This window comes from Ensifer sp. Root142, from assembly GCF_001426785.1.
Lineage (GTDB): Bacteria > Pseudomonadota > Alphaproteobacteria > Rhizobiales > Rhizobiaceae > Ensifer > Ensifer canadensis.
Genome location: NZ_LMFK01000001.1, coordinates 314,075 through 334,317 on the forward strand (window position 1 = coordinate 314,075; position 20,243 = coordinate 334,317).

Annotated in this window: 20 protein-coding genes and 1 pseudogene; 13 read left to right on the top strand and 8 right to left on the bottom strand. The window is 61.3% G+C overall.

Annotated features, from left to right (window positions below):
* Positions 1-123: 123 nt before the first annotated feature.
* From ASD52_RS01420 to ASD52_RS01430, 3 genes are all read left to right on the top strand, one after another.
* Entirely contained in the window at positions 124-480 is a 357-nt protein-coding gene (locus tag ASD52_RS01420; protein WP_082523501.1) for a helix-turn-helix domain-containing protein, read from the top strand.
* Between the two features lie 531 nt (positions 481-1,011).
* On the top strand, positions 1,012-1,308 hold the full coding sequence (locus tag ASD52_RS01425) for a hypothetical protein (RefSeq protein ID WP_025427574.1): 297 nt from the start codon (positions 1,012-1,014) through the stop codon (positions 1,306-1,308).
* 357 nt (positions 1,309-1,665) lie between these two features.
* Positions 1,666-1,875 carry a cold-shock protein gene (locus ASD52_RS01430; RefSeq protein WP_025427573.1) on the top strand — a complete coding sequence of 70 codons (210 nt, stop codon included), beginning with the start codon at positions 1,666-1,668 and terminating at the stop codon, positions 1,873-1,875.
* Between the two features lie 231 nt (positions 1,876-2,106).
* Here the strand turns inward: ASD52_RS01430 and ASD52_RS01435 are convergent, their stop codons facing one another.
* The 4 genes from ASD52_RS01435 to ASD52_RS01450 form a co-directional block, all read right to left on the bottom strand.
* Entirely contained in the window at positions 2,107-2,307 is a 201-nt protein-coding gene (locus ASD52_RS01435) for a hypothetical protein (RefSeq protein WP_025427572.1), read from the bottom strand.
* Positions 2,308-2,404: 97 nt separating this feature from the next.
* Positions 2,405-2,620 carry a hypothetical protein gene (locus tag ASD52_RS01440; protein ID WP_025427571.1) on the bottom strand — a complete coding sequence of 72 codons (216 nt, stop codon included), beginning with the start codon at positions 2,618-2,620 and terminating at the stop codon, positions 2,405-2,407.
* Between the two features lie 15 nt (positions 2,621-2,635).
* Positions 2,636-2,923: a hypothetical protein gene (locus tag ASD52_RS01445; RefSeq protein ID WP_025427570.1), complete on the bottom strand. Its 288-nt coding sequence runs from the start codon at positions 2,921-2,923 to the stop codon at positions 2,636-2,638.
* 271 nt (positions 2,924-3,194) lie between these two features.
* Positions 3,195-3,380 (bottom strand): cold shock domain-containing protein, encoded by a 186-nt coding sequence (locus ASD52_RS01450; RefSeq protein ID WP_057247483.1) that lies wholly within the window; start codon positions 3,378-3,380, stop codon positions 3,195-3,197.
* A gap of 256 nt (positions 3,381-3,636) precedes the next feature.
* Between ASD52_RS01450 and ASD52_RS01455 the strand changes: the two genes are divergently transcribed.
* From ASD52_RS01455 to ASD52_RS01480, 5 genes are all read left to right on the top strand, one after another.
* Positions 3,637-4,161, top strand: a complete 525-nt coding sequence (locus ASD52_RS01455) for a metal-dependent hydrolase (RefSeq protein ID WP_063991796.1) — start codon at positions 3,637-3,639, stop codon at positions 4,159-4,161.
* A 310-nt stretch (positions 4,162-4,471) separates the two neighbouring features.
* Entirely contained in the window at positions 4,472-5,425 is a 954-nt protein-coding gene (locus ASD52_RS01460) for a glycine betaine ABC transporter substrate-binding protein (RefSeq protein WP_025427567.1), read from the top strand.
* Positions 5,426-5,502: 77 nt separating this feature from the next.
* Positions 5,503-6,132 (top strand): L,D-transpeptidase, encoded by a 630-nt coding sequence (locus ASD52_RS01465; protein ID WP_225906323.1) that lies wholly within the window; start codon positions 5,503-5,505, stop codon positions 6,130-6,132.
* A 191-nt stretch (positions 6,133-6,323) separates the two neighbouring features.
* On the top strand, positions 6,324-6,632 hold the full coding sequence (locus tag ASD52_RS01470) for a hypothetical protein (protein WP_051509209.1): 309 nt from the start codon (positions 6,324-6,326) through the stop codon (positions 6,630-6,632).
* Positions 6,633-6,987: 355 nt separating this feature from the next.
* Positions 6,988-7,899: an EamA family transporter gene (locus tag ASD52_RS01480; protein ID WP_025427564.1), complete on the top strand. Its 912-nt coding sequence runs from the start codon at positions 6,988-6,990 to the stop codon at positions 7,897-7,899.
* 816 nt (positions 7,900-8,715) lie between these two features.
* On the opposite strand, the pseudogene ASD52_RS01485 reads toward ASD52_RS01480, so the two are convergent.
* A pseudogene (locus ASD52_RS01485) lies at positions 8,716-9,276 on the bottom strand (class I SAM-dependent methyltransferase); the annotation flags it as partial.
* Positions 9,277-9,652: 376 nt separating this feature from the next.
* On the opposite strand from ASD52_RS01485, the gene ASD52_RS01490 reads away from it, so the two are divergent.
* Positions 9,653-10,285 carry a glutathione S-transferase family protein gene (locus ASD52_RS01490; RefSeq protein WP_025427562.1) on the top strand — a complete coding sequence of 211 codons (633 nt, stop codon included), beginning with the start codon at positions 9,653-9,655 and terminating at the stop codon, positions 10,283-10,285.
* 164 nt (positions 10,286-10,449) lie between these two features.
* Here the strand turns inward: ASD52_RS01490 and ASD52_RS01495 are convergent, their stop codons facing one another.
* On the bottom strand, positions 10,450-12,075 hold the full coding sequence (locus tag ASD52_RS01495; RefSeq protein WP_025427561.1) for an arylsulfatase: 1,626 nt from the start codon (positions 12,073-12,075) through the stop codon (positions 10,450-10,452).
* A 337-nt stretch (positions 12,076-12,412) separates the two neighbouring features.
* Between ASD52_RS01495 and ASD52_RS01500 the strand changes: the two genes are divergently transcribed.
* The 4 genes from ASD52_RS01500 to ASD52_RS01515 all read left to right on the top strand — a co-directional run bounded on the left by ASD52_RS01500 (position 12,413) and on the right by ASD52_RS01515 (position 18,206).
* On the top strand, positions 12,413-13,642 hold the full coding sequence (locus tag ASD52_RS01500; RefSeq protein WP_057206203.1) for a PLP-dependent aminotransferase family protein: 1,230 nt from the start codon (positions 12,413-12,415) through the stop codon (positions 13,640-13,642).
* A gap of 475 nt (positions 13,643-14,117) precedes the next feature.
* Positions 14,118-15,608, top strand: coding sequence for a DUF1254 domain-containing protein (locus ASD52_RS01505; protein WP_038576223.1), 1,491 nt, complete (start codon positions 14,118-14,120; stop codon positions 15,606-15,608).
* A gap of 51 nt (positions 15,609-15,659) precedes the next feature.
* Positions 15,660-17,135: a DUF1254 domain-containing protein gene (locus ASD52_RS01510; RefSeq protein ID WP_025427558.1), complete on the top strand. Its 1,476-nt coding sequence runs from the start codon at positions 15,660-15,662 to the stop codon at positions 17,133-17,135.
* A 300-nt stretch (positions 17,136-17,435) separates the two neighbouring features.
* The gene (locus ASD52_RS01515) at positions 17,436-18,206 is read left to right on the top strand and encodes a siderophore-interacting protein (RefSeq protein ID WP_025427557.1); all 771 of its coding nucleotides are present in this window, start codon (positions 17,436-17,438) and stop codon (positions 18,204-18,206) included.
* Between the two features lie 142 nt (positions 18,207-18,348).
* Here ASD52_RS01515 and ASD52_RS01520 read toward each other — a convergent pair whose 3' ends face one another.
* Both ASD52_RS01520 and ASD52_RS01525 read right to left on the bottom strand, forming a co-directional pair.
* Positions 18,349-18,753: a DUF4180 domain-containing protein gene (locus tag ASD52_RS01520; protein WP_234907744.1), complete on the bottom strand. Its 405-nt coding sequence runs from the start codon at positions 18,751-18,753 to the stop codon at positions 18,349-18,351.
* Between the two features lie 66 nt (positions 18,754-18,819).
* Positions 18,820-20,238 carry an MFS transporter gene (locus ASD52_RS01525; protein WP_081788907.1) on the bottom strand — a complete coding sequence of 473 codons (1,419 nt, stop codon included), beginning with the start codon at positions 20,236-20,238 and terminating at the stop codon, positions 18,820-18,822.
* Between the last annotated feature and the right edge of the window lie 5 nt (positions 20,239-20,243).

Sequence of the window (20,243 nt, forward strand, 5' to 3'; positions counted from 1 at the left end):
GCGACGCTTTTTTTGCCGTCGCTGGCCAGAGGTATGGTGGCGCCGGACGTGCGCAATACGCACCGGCCGGTAAGCGCTTACCGTGGGGTAAGTGCTTACTCCCCGGATAGTAAGGAGGATATCGTGAACCCGACCATGGAAAATTGCGGCTTTGCCACCGCACTCAAGGCGATCGAGGGCAAGTGGAAGGTCGATATCCTCTGCGAGCTTGGAAAGGCGGCGCGCCGGTTTGGCCGCCTACGCCAGTCCATCCCGGCGATCAGCGAAAAGATGCTGGCCCAGCCGCTGCGCGAGCTGGAGGCGGATGGACTGGTCGATCGTACGGTTTATTCGTCGCTGCCGGCAAAGGTTGTCTACTCCCTGACGGAGCGCGGCGCGGCGCTCAACGTTGCGGCCGCCGCCTTGTGTCGTTGGGGGGAAGAGGGCGGTCGGCATGGCAAGGGTTCAGTGGCCGTCGTCGACGATGCTGTGGTTGCCTGAGGCGGTTGGGGTGACCGGTGCGAACATTGGGCAGGGACAAGCTGAGCATGCCCCGCCGCTTCCGATGATTTTTTCGTGCCTGTTACCCTGGGAACACCTCCTGGCAGATCGCTCGGCTAATATCCAACACATGCAAGGCAAAGACCTTTGCCAAGAGCAATGCGAACCAACTGATCGCCTCCCAGTCAGCTGGTTCACGTGATCCCAACGAGCCTCCCCGTTGGTGATCCGCATCTGCCAAAGACCCGTCGCGTGCTGACCGCGGCGGGTCTTTTCTCGTTTGGCCGTGGCGTCGCGACAGATCACGCCTGAACGGCGCTGCGACGCTTGAAAGCTGCCGTGGATTGCTCCCTGAGCCAGATGCCAAACGAAGGAGCATGCCGTCGATGATGTCGCGGTGGCGGCAATGGGCCGCATGCCAACGCCTTGCTGCGGTTGCACTCTTGCTTGACACCCATTCTCATGCTGCCACGATCCGGCCGCCGGTTTCTGCCCCCGGTGCTGTCGACCACGGTTCCCAAGGAGAGTGTCATGAAGACGTGCCTGCGTGCTGCTGCCGCAATCGCTGCATTTGCTCTGGCCGGCGAGGCCGTTGCCGGCATTCCGCTGGTCAATGCTTCCTGCCCTGGCAATATCGAGGTGCACGCCGATGAGGGCGGGCCGATCTATATCAACGGCAAGGAAGGCAAGCTGAAGAAATTCAACGACAACTACTTCGAAGCCAAGGGCGGCGGGGTGACGATTTCGCTCAGCGTCAACCCGGACGGTTCGCCCGCCGTCTCCTATACTGGTAAGGGCGGAGCCAACGGCATCTGCACGATCAAGTAGGCGCATCTGCCGGCAGGCAGCGCCGCTCGCCGAGGAATGCATCGCGGGCGCGGACGCCACGCCCGGCCGACAAACCAACCCAGCCGCGTGCCCGGTCAAGGCTGCCATCGGCCGGGCGGGATGCGCGCAAGTTAGGCCATCGAAAATGGTGTACGGAGCCCTTACGTATTTCCGTAGTCGATCTTGCTCCTTGCTAAGAACACAATGTGCCTGTAAAGGGTCTGCCATCGATCTTGCTTGCTGAGCTTTGTTTTCTCGCCGACCGGCGTTCAAGCTGACCTTTCCTATCAAAATCGATCTTACTGCCTTGTCCGGCCCAAAGTCGGGAGGCGAACTTTTGATTGAAAGGAATTTCTTATGAATACTGGAACCGTAAAGTTCTTCAACACCACCAAGGGTTTTGGCTTCATCGCTCCGGACGACGGCGCAACCGACGTTTTCGTGCACGCTTCTGCTGTTGAACGCGCTGGCATGAGCTCGCTCGTTGAAGGCCAGAAGGTCCGTTTCGACATCGTTCGCGATGCACGTTCGGGCAAGAGCGCTGCCGACAACCTGTCGGCTGCGTAATCACCGATATTTCGTCTCTGGTCCTTGACCACGGATGTACTGGCACTGGCCATTGAGACGATATTGAGAAGGTCGGGATTTCCCGGCCTTTTTCTTTGGGCGCTTTTCAGCCCGCAAGACTGCGACGCGTGGCGATTGCCGTCGTCACAGACGACCGCGCCCTCGGGCTCGCCCGTCTGCCTGCGCCCTTGCCGTCGTGGCGCGTGTTCAAACAAATCCCGTTGCCACCGTTCACAAGAGGCGATGCCGCTCCAGCGTTTCGCGGCCGCGCCGCGATTTGACGGCGCTCTCGTTCGCACCCTTCTGCTCGTCGTCCGACAGGGTTTTTGGCTTGCGGAGAGACGGTTTTCGCGTCGGCGGCTTGGTGATGGGCACCATGGCCGGCGCGCCTTTCCACTGGAGCAGCTGTCTCAGTTTTCCGTAATAGGTCATGGCGGTTCCTCGGTTGGAGCATTTCCAGGAAAAGTGCGAAGCGGTTTTCCGTCCGGAAATGCGTAAAAACAAACAGATAGAGCGTTTCCGAAGCGATCTAGTGGCGGGGCATGCCCCACTCGATCGGCTCCAGGTTTTCCTCTTTGCTGACGCGGTCCTGGCCAAGTTCGTCGTTGCGAATTCTGTACTGGGGCTGGCTGTCGCGAACGGGCATGATGGCGGTGATGCGGTAGGTTTCCGCGGCAATCGGCGAGATATGGCTGCGATCCCTGAGACGGACCGATAATCCAACGGCGAAGCGATGTGCGGGCATTGGTTCTTGACCTCTTCAGGGTTGGGGTGCCGGGACGAAGGCATGCTTGGCGCGGTCGATAGCGATGATGCGATCGAGCTCATCCGGCGCGATTGCGACCATGCGCATGCGATGGTCATTGTCCGCGGTTGCCGGCACCTTGATGAAGGTGGCGACGCGATGATAGGCGAGCCACGAAATGCCTTCGATCAGTTCCTCGTCATCATCCACCTCATAGTCTCCAGCCGCGAGCACTCCTTCGACATCCGGCAATTGGAAGGGTTCACTGAAGTGGACGGTGCGGTGCTTGGTTCGGCTGAACATGACGTCTCCTTCTAAAGCGGGCCGCGATCTCCGAGGGGCGCTTATTGCGTTTCAAGCTCTTGTTTTTGCGCATGCCGTGATCGCAAAACCGCTACGCACTTTTGCGCAATGTGCTCTATCGCCGGCATTTGCGCGGCGTTGCGACTACAGCGCCGCGCGTCTTATTAGACGTGCAAAGGTCGCTGTAGCCCTTTGAGTGGCTGCATGTTTTCATCCTTAAATCGAATAGGATTTAAGGAAACAGGCAGTAGGACGATCTGTTTCGACTGCGTCAGAGCCGCAGGTTGCGGGCGGCGATGCGCCCCTTTTCGTCTTTCCAGATCTCGAAGCGGAAAGTCTGCCCGGGAAAGATCGATTTGATGCCTGACCTATAGAGCGCCCGCGCATCGACGTAGACTGCGCGACCACCGTCTTCCGGCTGAACGAAGCCGTAGCCGCGATTGAAGTCGAAACGCATGATCGTTCCTGTGATCATGTCAGCACATGGGCGTTCGAGGGATGTCGAGCGTGCGCGGCGCGCACACTTCAACGCTCGATATGGGGAAAGATGGCGGGTCGAGAGCCTCTGACGCCGCGAAAAGCCATAATGGCCAATGTCGATAAGATACTGTGAGCTTTAATTGCGTCTAACGCAAGGTCGCCACGAATTCGACCAGATGAGTTGCAATCGCGTTCCTGTTCGCGTCATGCGTCAATTGTCCGGGGGATCGTTCTTGTTCGTTGCTCATCTGCCGGCGGGCTACCTGCTCAGCCGTTTCATCGCGCGTGGTAGACCGACTCAATCCGGCGCGATCATTGCCACAGGGAATGTCTGTTCGGTGCTGCCGGATTGTGATCTCGCCTATTTCTATCTGGTCGACGGCCGGCGAACGGCGCACCATGACTATTGGACGCACACGCCGCTGTTCTGGCTGGCTGCCGCAGCAGCTCTGGCGCTGGCGTTGACGCTGAGTGGCAGGCGCAATCAGCTCATTCTCGTCAGCGTCGGGCTCGCGAACGTGCTGTTGCATCTGCTCCTGGACTCGGTCGCCGCCGATATTCGCTGGTTCCATCCGTTATCGGATCTTCGCGTGAACCTCGTGCACGTCCAGGCGCTCTACAAACCCTGGTATCTCAACTTCCTCTTCCACTGGACCTTCATGGCCGAGCTGCTGATCGTGGTTTCGGCCGCCGTCGCCGCCACGCTCGACTGGCGGCGATGGCGCGGCCGGGTGGCTGCACTGCCTGCGGTCAAATAACGGTTGGACCATAGCTCGCCAGCTCTGGGGACAACTGCCGGCTGATAGAGAAAATCACAGCCATTTCAACGTCCGGTGTAACCGGGCGTTGACGGATGTCGATCCTGTAGGCATCCTGCCGGCCAAAGAAGACAGGGCGGCGGAAAACGGCGCCGGGGCCGGTAAGCGGCCCGGATACAGGAACAGTTGCATTCGATGGGGTGCGGGTACGCCCGCTCCCGGGGTGCGGGTACGCCCGCTGCCTGTGCCGCTTTCAATACGCATTCGCAAGTCATTCAAGTCGATCGGTCAATGCTGTTCGGAGGGGACTGTGAAGAGACGTCTAGAGTTCTGCATGTCTGCTTGCCTGGTGCTTCTGCTCGGCTCCGCTGCCCCCGTGATGGCGGCGGATCTGGTGATCGCCATGCCCAACTGGCCGTCCGGCCAGGCGACGGCCAATATCCTCAAGGTCAGCATTGCCAAGAAATTCGGCCTTGATGCCGAGGTCAAGGAGCTCGGCACGCTCAACGCCTTCGTCGGCTTCGAGACCGGCGATGTCGATATCCAGCCGGAAGTCTGGCAGCCCAATTTCGGGGACATCGTCAAGAAATATGTGACAGACAAGGGTGTGGCAACGCTCAGCGCACGCAGCGTGCCCGCCTGGCAGGGGCTCTGTGCCACGCCGGAGGCGGCAGCGACGATCAAGACGATCGCCGACCTTAGCGACCCCGAGAAGACCAAGATCCTCGACACCGACGGCGACGGCAAGGGCGAGCTCTGGATCGGCGCGCCGACCTGGCTTTCGACCGGTATCGAGCGCACCCGGGCCAACAGCTATGGCTATGGCGCCAACCTGACGCTGTTCGAGGCGGAAGAAGAGGTGGCAATGGCAGGGGTTGACGCGGCGATCGCGACGGCGCGGCCGATGGTGTTTTACTGCTATGCTCCGCACCACGTCTTCGAGCTGCACAAGATTGCGCGCATCGAGGAGCCGCCGCACGATCCGGCCAAGTGGAAGATCGTCGGTGCGGATGACCCCTTGTGGATCAGCAAGTCGACGGCTGCGACCTCCTGGGACGCGGCGCATTTCCAGATCGCCTACGCCACCGGCTTCGGCAAGAAACATCCTGACATCGCCAAGTTCCTGGATCAGGTCGATTTCTCGCCGGAAGAAGTGACGAAGATGAGCTACGCGCTGGAGGTCGAGCGGCAGGCGCCGGCCGACTACGCGAAGAAATGGGTGGACGACAACACGGCACGCATCGACGGGTGGGCGAAACCATGACGACAACACCGGATCGAAACGCAGCCGATGCAGGACGCGCCAGGTTCATGACCCGGGCGCGCAAGCTCGGGCTGGTGATGCTGGCCGCAGGCGTTTGTCTCGGCCCCCTGGTGGCGCTGGCGCAGACCCAGATCTATGACGCCAGGACCAAGAAATGGGTCAACTACGACAAGAAGAAAGCGCGGCAATATTTTGCCCGCAACAATCAGCTGCCCGAGGCCTTTCGCCGGCAGGTGGTGCCGTTCCGCACGGCGGAAAAGCCGGGCACGATCATCATCGACGGCAACCAGCATTTTCTCTATCTGGTCCAGCCCGGCGGGCAGGCGATCCGCTACGGCATCGGTGTCGGCCGCGAGGGCTTCGGCTGGGCCGGCATCGTGCGCGTCGGGCGCACGGCGGAGTGGCCGACCTGGACGCCGCCGGCCGAAATGGTGGCGCGCGATCCGAACGCTGCGAAATGGGCGGCAGGCATGCCCGGCGGCCCGGACAACCCGCTCGGCGCCCGCGCGCTCTATCTCTATGAGGGCGACCAGGACACGATCTACCGCATCCACGGGACGGTGGAGCCCTGGACCATCGGGCTCGACGTGTCGTCCGGCTGCATCCGCATGAACAATGATGACGTCACCGACCTGCACTCACGCGTGGAGGTCGGGGCGAAGGTGATCGTGCTGATGCAGGGCGCGGCACTCTACAAGGGTGTTTGACGAGACAAACCGGCGGCAGCGAACCTGACGGCGTGTCGGGCAGGTGCGTCTCGCAGGCGTGATGAAACCGGACTGTTTAGGAAATTGCGTTGCGACAGGTGTCTGATCTCAGCCTGCCTTTGAGACAAGGGTAGGCCGGGCAGCAAGCCACAGGATCTGGAAGGGGAGGACTTTTTGTGATCGAGGGGACGATGCGTTCAAGGAACTTGTTTGTCGCGGCAGGCGTTGGCCTTGCCATTCTCGGCGGCTGCCAGTCGGCGCCCCCGAAGCCGGAGGAAATGGCGCGCACGAGCTTGCAGACGGCGCCGGCCGATCTGCAGCTGATCTGCGCCAATGCGGCGGCCGGCACCGCCAAGGTCGATAGCAGCAAGGTTCTGCCCACAAGCTCGCGCCAGCTGGACGCGACATCCTACAGCGTCGATCTCGACGCCGGCGGACGAAAGTTCAACTGCATCGTCGACACCAGCGGCAGCGTGAAGTCGGTCCAGCCGGCCGCCTGACGCACGGCGCGTGAGGACGGATCAATGCTTCCGGCCTTATGTTGCCTCCTATCGACGACCCGAAACCGCCCGCGCGGTTTCGGGTCGCGATCGTTCGGCGCAACGCGCCGGCGGCCCGCAATATAGGGCGCAATGGTTCTTGGTCGCGCCTCGAATTTCCGCATGACTTCTCCTGGAGGTGGCGCCAGCTCAAGGCGGTGCAGCGCGCGCAACCATCAATCCGCTTGATGTGACAAAGGGGGCGATGCCCCAACGCGCCGCCACGTCGCATTTCCGTTAGCGATTGACCGTATGCGGCAGTGGAGAACGCCCTTTCCATGCGAAAACATGCGCTTGCGGATGGAGGCCATGCGACATGACGACGATACCGACGCTGATCGGCTTTCTGGCGATCGTGACCTGGTCGTTCCTTGCGCTTCTTTCCACCGCTGCCGGGCCGATCCCGCCGTTTCAGCTGGCCGCGATGACGTTTCTGCTTGGCGGGCTTGTCGGAGCCTCGAGCTGGGTCTTTCGTCCGGCCGCAATCAAGTCGCTGCGCCAGCCATGGCAGGTCTGGGCGCTCGGCACTGCCGGGCTCTGCATCTACCACTGCGCCTATTTCTTCGCGATCCAGTCGGCGCCGCCGGTCGAGGTGAGCCTGATCGCCTATCTGTGGCCGTTGCTGATCGTGGTGTTTGCGGCATTCCTGCCGGGCGAGAGGCTGCAGTTGCACCACATTCTCGGCGTGATCCTCGGTCTCGCCGGCGCCATTCTGGTGATTACCAAGGGCGGCAGCGTCGGGCTGGCCGAGGGCGTGAAGCCTGGCCATCTGATCGCCCTGTTCTGCGCCTTCGTCTGGTCCGGCTATTCCGTACTGTCGCGCCGGTTCGGCCAGGTGCCAACCGATGTGGTGGCGGGTTATTGCCTGATCACCGCAGTCGTTGCGCTTGCGCTGCATCTGACACTGGAAACCACCGTCTGGCCGGAAACGTCGGTGCAATGGGCCGCGATCGCCATTCTGGGCGCTATACCGCTCGGAGCGGGTTTCTACGCCTGGGACTATGGCTGCAAGCACGGCGACATCATGATCCTCGGCGCTCTTTCTTATGCCGCGCCGCTGCTCTCGGTCATCGTCCTGCTGCTGGCAGGGTTTGGCATGTTCCATTGGTCGATCGCGGTCGCCTGCGTCATGATCACGGTCGGGGCGATGCTTGCCGCCAAGGATATGCTTTTCAAGCCACGGCGGACGGCACGTCAGGCAAAACCGAAATTCGAGCGCGGACGCTAACCCGGTGAGCTTTCAGCAAGACTGAGGGTCGGCCTGCGGCGATCATTGCCTGTACGGTGCGGCGGCCATCGGGCCCACCTGAGCTTTAGCCTATCGGGAGACGTTCGTGGCCGGACTGGTCGGCGCGGCCATGTAACGCAACCAGCCAGCCTGGGGACGGTTGCGAGCCATGACTGTTACCTCCGCGATACTCTTTCTGGTTGAGGTTTCCGTGGAATTTGACTGGTTATCCGTTTGTGCGTTGCAGTATTTGTCTGTTGCGTTGCAAGATTGTGTTTCTGAATTGACGTTGATCAATAAAGTATATTTTCCTGAAAAGCTTTCCATTGGAACAAAATTATGCTCTCATAGGTTTAGTGGGAAGGAGGATGTACCATGCCAAACATTCTGGAGCACTTTGCACTTTTCGATGCGCTGATCATCGGCGCGATCTGCACGCTTCTGATCCTGAGTTACTTTAGTCGCGAAGCCTGAGATAAGGTTTTGGCTTGAACTGTTCGCGTCGTTAGAGCGGGTCGCCGGCCTTTGCTTTCTGGTGCTGATCCGCCCGTGCCCCTACAGCGCCGCGCGTTTTATTTAGACGCGCAAACGTCGCTGTCGCACTTTGAATGGCCGCAAGTTTTTATCCTTAAATCGAATAGGATTTAAGGAAACAGGCAGTAGCCGCGCAAAGCGGCAGTTGCTGCGGGCGGTACAGTCCTCCTGAACGCGTGGTCCTTTCATTTTTCGATCGATGGTGCTGACCGACGCGCGGAGTGTCCGTCTGCGTGCGCAGGAGGGAAGCAGCCCGCTTCGAGGCGTTGCGTGGTCAGCCGTGGCCGTCACATGCAGCCAGCGGGTCGGCTGGTTGTCGTAGCCGCCGCCGTCCGCTTCTTCGATGTGGATGTTCGACCATCCGGCCCATTCGAAACAGGTCCGGAGCCAGGCTGCCGAGGGATAGTTGAAGTAACGGCCGAAGCGGTCGTGGCCTTCCCGTTCGCCCGCCTTGAAACTCGCCTGCAGCAGGCCGCCCGGCCGCAAGGCCCTGTGCACCCGCACCAGCACGTCAGGCAATTCGGTGCGCGGCACGTGCAACAGCGAGGCTTCCGCCCAGATGGCGTCGAACCTCTGGCTCCACTCGATGTCCTGAAAGGTGACGATCTCGACCTTGCGGCCGATCCGCCGCTCTGCCGCGCGCGCCAGTTCCGCAGATCCGTCGCAGGGCGTGACTTCGAGCCCTGCCTCGATCAGATGCAGGCTGTCGTGGCCGCCACCGCAGCCGAGATCGAGCACAGCGGCACCGGGCGAAAGCCGGGCGATGAAGGCGGCGAGACGATCCGTCGGCGGTTGACGGTCGCGTGCCGCATAAGTCTCGGCGTTGTCGCGGTAGAAGGCCATGGTATCGTCGCGTGTGCTCGTCACTTGGTATTCCTCTTACTGCATGTTTCCTTAAATCCTATTCGATTTAAGGATAAAAACATGTGGCAATTCAAAGTGCTACAGCGACCTTTGCGCATCTAATAAGACGCGCGGCGCTGTAGGCTGCCTCGACCTGTCGATCAGCGAAGACTCCGTCGATCCTTCCCGTGTTAACATGATGGAACTGTGGGAATCCGAAGCCGCCCTCAGGGCTTGGAGAAAAATAGCGAAGCCGCCCAAAACCGATGTGAAATTCGATGCAGGGAATGTGCGCAAACATGAGATCAGCCATTCGGGGCCGCCGTTTTGACAGTGCAGCGACGCTGCAGGCTGATTGAAATCGAGGAAAGCCAAGATGATGAAACTCTATGGATTGGGTCCGACACGTTCGCTTCGTGCCCTTTGGGCGCTTCAGGAGCTTGATGCGGACTTCGAGTTCGTGCCGGTCAACCTGCTGGGCGGCGAAAACCGTCACCCCGATTTTCTGCGCCTCAACCCCGCCGGAAAGGTTCCGGTACTGGTCGACGGAGACCTGGTGCTGACGGAATCCGCCGCGATCGTGTTCTATCTGGCCGAGAAATACGCCGACAAGGGGCTGATGCCCACCGACTTGAACGAGCGGGCGCAGGCCTATCGCTGGACGCTGTTTGCCGTCACCGAGCTGGAGCAGCCGCTATGGCGGATCGCCAAGCACACATTCCTATACCCCGAAGACAAGCGTCTGCCCGAGGACATTGCGCTTGCCAAGGAGGAGTTTGTGGCGATGGCTGAGGTGCTCGAGCGTCACATGGACGGGCGTACGTTCGTCATCGGCGACCGCATCAGCATCGCCGATTGCGTCACCGTCTATGTCATCGACTGGGGCAATGAGGTCGGGCTGATCGACGGGTTCCCCAATCTCAAGGCCTATCTCGAGCGAATGTATGCGCGCGCCAAGGCGCCGCCGCGGATCGCCGACGCTCTTGCAAGCCTCGAGGCTGCGGGCTGATTGCTGCATAATCCCTTAAATCGGATTCGATTTAAGGATGAAATTATGCAGCAAGTTTAAAGCGTTACAGCGTTCTTTGCGCGTCATATTTGACGGGCGGCGCTGTAGCGGTGTTCGCAGGGCAGGAGGCCCGGACCCGAAGGCCCGGACCTCATGACCCGGCGCTATTTGCTGCCGGAAGCGGACAGCTTGTTCATCACGTCGTCGAGGTTGAAGCTTGCCGGCTTCTGGCGGATCGGGAACTCCTGGAAGCTCGACAGCCAATTCGCCACGATCGCCTGCGACGGCACCACCACGAAGGCTCGGGCGAAGTACCAGGATTCGTATTCGATCGACTCGTCGCCGCGCTCGAATGGATCGGCCCTCAGGTTGAACAGCTTGGGCACGCGGAGCGTGGTGAACTCGTCGCGCCAGACGCCGATGCCGGTGCTTTCCTGTGCCTTGAACACGACCTTCCAGTCCTGGAAGCGCACGGCGACCAGTTCGCCGTCGTCGTTCCAATAGAGGAATTCGCGCCGCGGCCCGTCCTTCACCTCGCCGCGGAAGAAGGGCATGAGGTTGTTGCCGTCGAGATGCACCTTGAAGGTCTTGGTACCCGCCTCGTAGCCGGCCTTGCATTTGGCGACGATATCCGGCTCTCCCGCGGCCGCGCAGAAGGTCGGGATGAAATCGTAGTGCGAGAACATGTCGTTGTAGACGGTGTTCGGCTTGATCACACCAGGCCAGCGGATGCAGGTCGGCACGCGGTAGCCGCCTTCCCAATTGGTCGCCTTTTCGCCGCGGAACGGGGTGTTGCCGCCATCCGGCCAGGTCATCACTTCGGCGCCGTTGTCGGTGGTGTAGATGACGATGGTGTTTTCGACGAGGCCGAGATCGTCGAGCTTCTTCAGGAGTTCGCCGACCATGCCATCATGTTCGACCATGCCATCGGCATAGACGCCCTTGCCGGTCTTGCCTGCGGACTCGGGTTTCAGGTGGGTGTTAACGTGCATGCGCGTGGAGTTGAAGTAGCAGAACCACGGTTTCTGGGCATTGTTCTGCCGATCGATGAAATCGAGCGCTGCGACCAGAAACTCGCCGTCGACCGTTTCCATGCGTTTCTTCGTCAGGGGACCGGTGTCTTCGATCCGGCCATCGGCATAGGAGTGGATGACGCCGCGCGGGCCGAAGCGTTTGCGGAACTCGGGGCTCTTCGGATAGTCGGGGTTCTCAGGCTCTTCCTCGGCGTTGAGATGGTAGAGGTTGCCGAAGAATTCGTCAAAGCCATGATTGGTCGGCAGGAATTCGTCCTTGTCGCCCAGGTGGTTCTTGCCGAACTGGCCGGTCGAATATCCTTGCGCCTTAAGGAATTCGGCGACCGTCGGGTCCTCCGGCTGCAGGCCGACATCGGCGCCGGGCAGGCCGACCTTGGTGAGGCCGGTGCGGATCGGCGACTGGCCGGTGATGAAGGCGGCGCGGCCGGCGGTGCAGCTCTGCTCGCCATACCAGTCGGTGAAGACAGCGCCTTCATTGCCGATGCGGTCGATATTGGGCGTGCGGTAACCCATCATGCCGCGGTTGTAGATGCTCGGGTTGAACCAGCCGATATCGTCGCCCATGATCATGAGGATGTTCGGTTTGGCGCCTGCGGCGGCGGGTTGGGCGGATTGCTGCGCGACGGCCGGCGTCGCCCCACCTGACGTGGTCAGCGCCGCTGCCGCAAGCGCACTGCCGGCAAGCAGAAGATTGCGCCGGCTGACGCCAAGGGGATGTCCGTTCTGCTGCTGATCGTCGTCGGGATGCGTGCTCATGGCGTCTTTACTCCACGTCGTTGAAGGGTCGGAAATGCTGCCTGGGTCTGCAATCGGTGGACGAACGGAAGTCTGCGCCCCGTGCGTGAGGCGGACAAGGATGTAACAGTAACATCAGGGCTACGAAGGCCAGTCTCGTTCGGTGGAACGGTGGGTTACGCTCCGTCACTCAATTGACGTCAAGTGAGATGGCGTGAGGCAGAAATTGAAGCCGATTTAGGTCAATAACATTGACATAAATTAGCCGCCGTGATCCTGTCGAAGCACAATGAGAATGATTGCGGGACGAAGCCTGGAGGCGCTGCCCCGCTCCAATAATCCTTGAGGAAACGACCCAATGCTCGACTGGGACCATATATTCGCGACGCGCGCCAGCAGGATGCGCGCCTCGGAAATCCGCGAACTGTTGAAACTGCTCGACCGCCCCGACATCATCTCGTTTGCCGGTGGCATTCCCGATCCCGAGCTGTTTCCGGATGTGGAGTTCAAGGACGCATATGCGGAGATCTTCTCCGGCCCCGCCGTCAGCGCTGCGCTGCAGTATTCCGTCAGCGAAGGCTACAAGCCGCTGCGTGAATGGCTCGCCAAGCAGATGGAAAAGATCGGCATTCCAGCCGGTGTCGACAACATTTTCATCACCTCGGGTTCGCAGCAGGGCCTCGACTATATCGGCAAGCTGTTCCTGTCGCCCAACGACACGGCGCTCGTGACCTGGCCGACGTATCTCGGCGCGCTGCAGGCGTTCAACGCCTATGAGCCGCATTATGACCAGCTGAACCCGGGCGGCAACCGCACGCCTGCGGCCTATGCCGAGGCCGCGAAAGCCGCCGGCGGCCGCGTCAAGTTCGCCTATCTCTCGGCCGACTTCTCCAACCCGACGGGCGAGACGGTGGACCGGGCAGGGCGCGAACGGGTGCTCGACCTTGCCGAAGAGCTCGACATTGCCGTTATCGAAGACGCCGCCTACCAGTCGCTGCGCTACGACGGCGAGGCGATCCCGCCGATCCTGGCGTTGGAAATCGCCCGCAAGGGCGACATCAACCACACCCGCACCGTCTATTGCGGTTCGTTCTCCAAGACGCTGGCGCCGGGTCTGCGCGTCGGCTGGGTCTGCGCCTCGGAAACGGTGATCCGCAAGCTCGTTCTCTTGAAGCAGGCGGCCGACCTGCATTCCTCGACCATCAACCAGATGGCGATCTGCACGGTTGCCGAGCGTGGTTTCGACGCGCAGGTCGCCAAGATCCACAGGGTCTACAAGCACCGCCGCAGCGCCATGCTGGCAGCCCTTGAAAAGTACATGCCCGATGGCGTGACCTGGACCAAGCCGGAAGGCGGCATGTTCGTCTGGGTGACGCTGCCCAAGGGCATGGACGGAACGGCGCTTCTGGCGAAATCGCTGGAGACGGCCAAGGTCGCCTTCGTGCCCGGCCGCGCCTTCTTTGCCGACGGTTCGGGCGAGAACACGCTGCGCGTTTCCTTCTCCTGCGCCAACGACAAGATGATCGAAGAGGGCATCCGCCGTCTCAGCGATCTCGTGCGCGGCGAAGCCGCGGCACTGGCGGCCTGACGGTAGCCACCCGGTTTCTCCTAGAGAGGCGCGTCCGCGGAAACGGGCGCGCCTTTTTTGATTTGATGGGAAGAGCCCCTCATCCTCGCCCTTGTGACGGGGATCCAGCGATCCGACGTCTGTCGGATCGAAAGACCTTTCCGTCCAAGGACTTGGACTGACTGGACTCCTGTGACAAGCACAGGAGTGAGGGTTCCTCGCTAGGCCGTCCCAGCGATCTGTCGAGGACAATGCATGGCTTGTCAGCAATCCCGCCTGAATTTGCTGAGCTTTGTGGTGTCTCTTCCGCTTTCAGCGGAGCGGAAACGGCCGGGCTGGTGACGGCACAGGAATGCTGTTTAGCGGGACACGCTTTGGCTGGCCGCGATTGGCCCCGCCCGCCCTGAATCTGTCGTTACGCCGCCATCGTAACTGTTACGTTCTTCTGTCATCTCCATCGATGTGATCTTGTGATCGAGCATTCCAGGAGCGGACGATGCCACGATACACTATTCTAGCTACTGGCCTGACTGCGGGCCTTCTCGCCCTTTCGACGATGACCTCAACCACTGTCGCTGCCGACGCGCGCGATCTGGCGCGCGCGCCCTACACCAAGGGATATCTGTCGCCGGACAGCGTCACCGCGCTGCAGAAAGAGTTGATCTTCCAGCGGGCGGTGCAGACCTATCTCTGGGCGCTGCCGGCGCTCAACATGTACGGCATGAAGGAAGGCTCGGAGGCCAAATTCGGCAAAGGCTACAATGTCCTGCCGATCTTCAAGAAGCGGCTTGATGCCAAGACGCTGATCACCACGCCCAATTCCGATGTGATCTATGGGCTCGGCTATCTCGACCTCAAGCAAGACGGGCCGATGGTGATCGAGGTTCCGCCCGGACTTCAGGGGATCCTCGACGATTTCTTCCAGCGGCCGATCCCGTCTGAAGGCGAGATCGGCGGACGCAAATGGGCGGGTGATGTCGGGCTGCCCGGACCGGACCAGGGCAAGGGCGGAAAGTATCTGATCCTGCCGCCGGACTATGAGGGCGGAATTCCCGACGGCTACTTCACCTATCGCTCCGGAACCTATGGCGTCTTCGTCTTCTGGCGCGGCTTCTTCAAGGACCCGAAGCAACTGGAAGAGCCGGTGAAGGTGATGGAACAGACCCGCATCTATCCGCTCGGCAAGGAGGCGACGGCGAAGAAGATGGAGTTCCCCGATGCCTCAGGCGTGGCGGTCAACATGCTCTATCCGCAGGATGGCGCGGCCTTCGACATGCTGGCGCGCTTCGTCGAGCACGAATATGTCGACCCCAAGGATTTCGAGATGCGCGGCATGGCCGCCGATCTCGGCATCATCAAGGGGCAGGCGTTTGCGCCCGACGAAGAGATGCGCAAGCTGCTCGACGATGCGGCCAAGACCGCCTCGCGCATGGCGCATGGCCTAGGCTATGGGCCGACCTCGTTGAGATATTACGAGGACCGACAGTGGCTGAACCCGTTTTCGACCAATGCCGATTTCACCGCCGACAGCTACAACCAGCTTGATGCCCGCTCCAGCTTCTTCACCTATGCCTATTCGACCAGCCCGGGCATGGCGATCAACATGGAGAATGTCGGCGCCAAATATCCCAATGCCTTCAGGGACGCCGACGGCGACTATCTCTCGGGCGACGTGAACTACAAGCTGACCCTGCCCAAGGATATCCCGGCCAAGATCTTCTGGTCGGTGACGGTCTACGATCCGGTCACCGGATCGGGCCTTGACAACGGCCAGCCGTTCCCCTCGCTCAACACCATGGACAAGCCGGTCCAGAATGCCGACGGCTCGACCGATATCTATTTCGGGCCGAAGTCGCCGGGTGAGGGGAAGAACTGGATCGCCACGATTCCCGACCAGGGCTTCTTCACGATCCTGCGCCTCTACGGCCCGACCAAGGCCTTCTTCGACAAGAGCTGGAAGCCCGGCGATCTGGAGAAGGTCAAGTAATCCACGGTCTGCCAATCGGCGCCCGTCGCTTCATTTCCCTGGGAATTTCTTATGGTCACCACCACAACCCATCGCCCGATCCTGGCCGTGACCGCGATTGCCGCGATCCTTGCTGTTCGCCAAGCAGCGGCAGAACCGGTACGGATCTCGCCCGCCTGGGCCACCTCCATGCCCGCCGGCCCGGTTTCAGGCACGCGGATCACCGCCGACTATGCAAAGCTCGTCGTCAGCGATGCCTATTTCTGGGCATGGCCGATGGTCAACATGTTCAATCGGCGGCTGGCCTTTTCCAAGATTCCGCAGCGGATCTATTCCGGTGCCGCCCCGATGGCGCCGATCAACAGCCTGACGATGCTGACGGACTATATCGAGCCGGATGAGCGGCTGGTGGCCTGCCCGAACCAGGACGTGGTCTATGGCGCAGGGCTGCTGGGGCTCGACCAATCGCCGGTTGTCATTCAGGTCCCAGACTTCAAGGATCGCTTCTGGGTCTATCAGGTCGTCGACCTCAGGACCGACAGCTTTGCCCAGCTCGGCAAGATGTATGGCACGCAGCCGGGATTCTACCTGCTCGTCGGGCCGAACTGGCAGGGGGAGGTTCCCAAGGGCATCACCAAGGTTTTCCGCGCCTCGACCAACACCGCCAACGTCATTCCGCGCGTCTTCCAGGACGATACGCCTGAGGACAAGGCAGCCATCCAGGAGGTGCTGAAGGGCATCACGCTCTATCCGTTGTCGGAATTCGACGGCACGATGAAGTCGGTCGACTGGAGCACGGTCAAGAAGGTGCCGGCCTCCGGTGACGGATCGGCGGAAACGCAATGGGTGGTGCCGGAGAAATTCATCGACGAGTTGCCGCTGGTTCTCGCCGATGCGCCGCCCTTGCCGGGCGAAGAGGCGCGCTACGCCCAGGTGCTTGCGGTCGCTGAAGCGGCCAAGGCCGACCCGGCTATTCGCAAAGCGGTGGACGAGGCGGCTGTGGAGGCAGAGGAGCGGCTGGTCAAGCCGCTGTTCCAGTTCCGCAACTACGGCCTGCCCTTGACGCACAATTGGACGACGACGTCGAACAACGCGGCGTTCGGCACGGACTATTACACCCGTACGGCCGTCGCCAAGTCGAACATCTTCGTCAACGCGCCATCCGAGACCAAGTATTTCTACCAGGATCTCGATCAGGCGAGCGCACGCCTGAACGGCAAGAACAGCTACACCGTGACCTTTGCCAAGGGCGAAGCACCTGCGGTCAATGGATTCTGGTCGTTGACGCTCTACAACGAGCACCACTTCTTCGAGCCGAACGATATCAAGCGCTATTCACTCGGCACCAAGAACAAGTCACTGAAATACAATGCCGATGGATCATTGACGATCTACGTCCAGTCCGAGCCGCCGAAGGAGGACCTTCGCGACAACTGGCTGCCGGCGCCGGAGGACGGGGATTTCTCGCTCTACATCCGCGCCTACTGGCCAAAGCCGACGGTTGTCGACGGCACATGGACGCCGCCGGCGGTCGACAAGGCGGGATAGAGCCTTTCCAGGAAAAGTGCGAAGCGGTTTTCCGTCGGGAAATGCGCAAAAACAAACAGATAGAGCGTTTCGGCGACGCCGTTTGGTCCGAACGCTCTAGAGGCGCTGTCGCTCTTGGTAGCGCGTTCAGAACGCGTTGCAGAAGGGCGGCATGTCGGCTACAACGGGCGAAATGGTCGGGCGCTGTCCGGCCACGTAAGCGTTAACGTCACTCAACGCGTATGATCGAACGGCTCTCATGTTTCGATCTGCGCGACTGTGTCCTGCGGATCGAGATTTGCGAGCCCCCAGAGGATACAGATGGACAACAGCCAACCCTCTTTCCACAGTGCTTCCACCCCAAGGATCGAGCGTGTGCGTCACGATCTCAAGCGACGCACGCTCACTGTTACCGATGTCGAGCGGATCACGCCCGGCATGCTGCGCATCACGCTCTCTGGCGATGACCTTGCCGATTTCGTCAGCCTTGGCGCCGATGATCACGTCAAGATCCTGGTGCCTTCAGCCGAGGGCACGGAGGAGCGGCGGGACTATACGCCGCGCCGCTACGATGCCGCCGCCCGCACGCTGGTGCTTGATTTCGCGCTGCACGAGGCCGGGCCGATCACGGAGTGGGCAATGAACGCGCGCCCGGGCGATGGCTTGAGCGTCGGCGGCCCACGCGGCTCGGCGGTTATTTCCAACGTCGAGCGCTGGCTGCTGATCGGCGACGAGACAGCGCTGCCGGCGATCGGTCGGCGGATCGAGGAGGCCACTGCCGGCGCCCGTATCACCAGCATTGCCGCCGTCGCTGACGCTGCCGAGCAACAGGCGTTCGAGACGAAGGCCGACCTGACGTGCCACTGGGTCTATCGCCCCTTGCATCAGGCGACCGACGCCTCGGCGCTTCTCGCCATCCTTAGCTCTGTCGTCATCGAGCCCAACACTTTCGTCTGGGTCGCGGCCGAAGCCTCGGTGACGCGGGCGATCCGCGCGCATCTCACCGAGGAACGTGGCTATCCGCTCTCCTGGATCAAGGCATCGGGATATTGGGTCAAGGGCAAGGCGGATAGCACGGAGAAGTTTGAGTAACCGCCACGGGGCGGGCCGTTCGCTTGAAGCGCGCCGCGAGCTCCGGGGTGTGCTTGCCGCGCTTTAAGTTCCGGGTTTTTCACATGTCGTCATTGCAAAACCGCAGCGCATTTTTGCGCGACATGCATTCGGGAAAGCTGGGTCAGGCGGCGCTGGCGAGCTTGAGGCGAAGCGCATCGAAATCGTGCACAAACCAGAGCGCATTGCCCTTGTTGGTTTCGCGAACGAAGTCGCCAAGCGCCTTGCTGCTTTCAAGCGCCCCAGAGATATCGCCGACGATGGCGCATTTCATGCGGTAGTTCACGAACTTCTGGAAGACCTCGCCGGCGACGCGCGTGCTGAGGTTGAGGAAATCCGGGCCGAGGCGCGTGACCGGGATCGCGAGCATATCGGCACTATGGGCCCAGGCATCGCCAAGAAAATCATTGGCGTCGCCTGCGACCCGCAGCAGGCCGCCTTCGTCTGCGCATCTGAGAACACGCGTATTTCCGATTTCGACGAGCTGTTCCATGGCGAAGGGCATAGCGAGGAAAGACGGAGGTTGCAAGATTATGCCTTACACGTAGTCGCCGGCGACCGACCGTTGATCGGGTCGGCGCCGGCGCCGGCCTCCTCAGCGGCGGCGATGGATCAATTGCGCCAGCAGCGTCAGGATAGCAAAGGCCAGGATGACGATGACGCCGGGATAGAGCATGGCGAGTTGCGTGCCGGGCATGATCGCGGCGGTGACGACGGCAAGTCCGCAGGCGCCGCCGACCTGCAGCGAGCTGTTGAGCAGTCCGGCGGCCAGCCCCTGTTCCTCGTCTGCGACACCACTGGTCCCGACGACCATCAGCGCCGAGATGCTGAGCGCAAAGCCAATGCCCCAGAGCAGCGATGCCGGCAGCAATACGGTCCACAGGTCAGGCGTCGGGCCGATCCGCAGCATCAGGAGATAGCAGGGCACGAAAGCCACAAGTCCAACCATCAACACGCGACGGACGCCGAAACGGTTCATCAATGCCCCCAGTTTCGGCCCGAGGATGACCACCATGAGACCGGCCGGCAGGAGCATCAAAGCCATATGTATCGGTTTCCAACCCTGGAGGTTCTGCAGATAGAGAGCGATCAGGAATTGAAAGCCCATCGCGCCGCCATAGAGCAGGGCGGCGCTGACATTGGCGGCTACTAGGCCGCGGTTGCGAAAGATGCCGAGCCGGATCAGCGGCTGCTCGACATGGTGCTCGATCAGCAGGAAAGTGATGAGCAGCAGGGCGGAGAGCGCAAGGCCACCGGTCGTGCGCAGCGAGGTCCAGCCGGCATCGGCCGTCGAGGCGACGGTGAAGACGAGCAGCAGCATGCCGGCGACGAGGGTGACCGCGCCGCCGACATCCGGCCGCAGGCGCTCGGCGCGCGGCGCATCCGGCGGCAGGAAGCGCAAAGCAGCCAGCATCAACAGCACCGCGATCGGCGCCGGCAGCACGAAGATGTAGCGCCAGTCCAGCCCGGCGAGCAGCCCGCCGACGAGCAGGCCGGAGGAGTAGCCCGAAGCCTCGAAGAGGTTGAAGATGCCGAAAGCCTTGTTGCGGTGGGGGCCTTCCGGGAAGGTCGTGGTCAGCAACGACATGGCCGCCGGTCCGGTGAAACCTGCGGTCATGCCCTTGATGAAGCGCGAAACGATCAAAAGGATCGGGTCGTTGGTGACCATGCCGAACAGCGACACCACGGCAAAGACACCGAGCCCGACGACCAACACACGCCTGCGGCCGAACAGATCCGCACAGCGCCCGCCCAGAAGCAGGAAGCCGCCGAAGGCGAGGATATAGGCGCTGACCAGCCATTGTGCGGTGGCTGCACTGATACCGAACTCATGCTGGATTTCGGGGATCGCTACGGCAATCATCGAGATATCGAGCCCGTCGAGCAGGATCACCCCGCTGAAGATGAAGAGCGCTACCCAAAGGCGCGCCGGCCAATGCAGCGCGTCGTTCTGACCGGGCGCAAGGGCAGCGCTATCTGCCCGCCCATCGCTCGGGGTCAAGCCAACTGACATATGTT

Excerpts from the sequence above, each read along its gene's own strand:
- ASD52_RS01450 (WP_057247483.1), bottom strand. The coding sequence starts at position 3,380 with ATGCGTTTCGACTTCAATCGCGGCTACGGCTTCGTTCAGCCGGAAGAC.
- ASD52_RS01480 (WP_025427564.1), top strand. The coding sequence starts at position 6,988 with ATGACGACGATACCGACGCTGATCGGCTTTCTGGCGATCGTGACCTGG.
- ASD52_RS01525 (WP_081788907.1), bottom strand. The coding sequence starts at position 20,238 with ATGTCAGTTGGCTTGACCCCGAGCGATGGGCGGGCAGATAGCGCTGCC.
- ASD52_RS01465 (WP_225906323.1), top strand. The coding sequence starts at position 5,503 with ATGCTGGCCGCAGGCGTTTGTCTCGGCCCCCTGGTGGCGCTGGCGCAG.
- ASD52_RS01515 (WP_025427557.1), top strand. The coding sequence starts at position 17,436 with ATGGACAACAGCCAACCCTCTTTCCACAGTGCTTCCACCCCAAGGATC.
- ASD52_RS01435 (WP_025427572.1), bottom strand. The coding sequence starts at position 2,307 with ATGACCTATTACGGAAAACTGAGACAGCTGCTCCAGTGGAAAGGCGCG.
- ASD52_RS01510 (WP_025427558.1), top strand. The coding sequence starts at position 15,660 with ATGGTCACCACCACAACCCATCGCCCGATCCTGGCCGTGACCGCGATT.
- ASD52_RS01500 (WP_057206203.1), top strand. The coding sequence starts at position 12,413 with ATGCTCGACTGGGACCATATATTCGCGACGCGCGCCAGCAGGATGCGC.
- ASD52_RS01430 (WP_025427573.1), top strand. The coding sequence starts at position 1,666 with ATGAATACTGGAACCGTAAAGTTCTTCAACACCACCAAGGGTTTTGGC.
- ASD52_RS01495 (WP_025427561.1), bottom strand. The coding sequence starts at position 12,075 with ATGAGCACGCATCCCGACGACGATCAGCAGCAGAACGGACATCCCCTT.
- ASD52_RS01440 (WP_025427571.1), bottom strand. The coding sequence starts at position 2,620 with ATGCCCGCACATCGCTTCGCCGTTGGATTATCGGTCCGTCTCAGGGAT.
- ASD52_RS01425 (WP_025427574.1), top strand. The coding sequence starts at position 1,012 with ATGAAGACGTGCCTGCGTGCTGCTGCCGCAATCGCTGCATTTGCTCTG.
- ASD52_RS01445 (WP_025427570.1), bottom strand. The coding sequence starts at position 2,923 with ATGTTCAGCCGAACCAAGCACCGCACCGTCCACTTCAGTGAACCCTTC.
- ASD52_RS01490 (WP_025427562.1), top strand. The coding sequence starts at position 9,653 with ATGATGAAACTCTATGGATTGGGTCCGACACGTTCGCTTCGTGCCCTT.
- ASD52_RS01505 (WP_038576223.1), top strand. The coding sequence starts at position 14,118 with ATGCCACGATACACTATTCTAGCTACTGGCCTGACTGCGGGCCTTCTC.
- ASD52_RS01470 (WP_051509209.1), top strand. The coding sequence starts at position 6,324 with ATGCGTTCAAGGAACTTGTTTGTCGCGGCAGGCGTTGGCCTTGCCATT.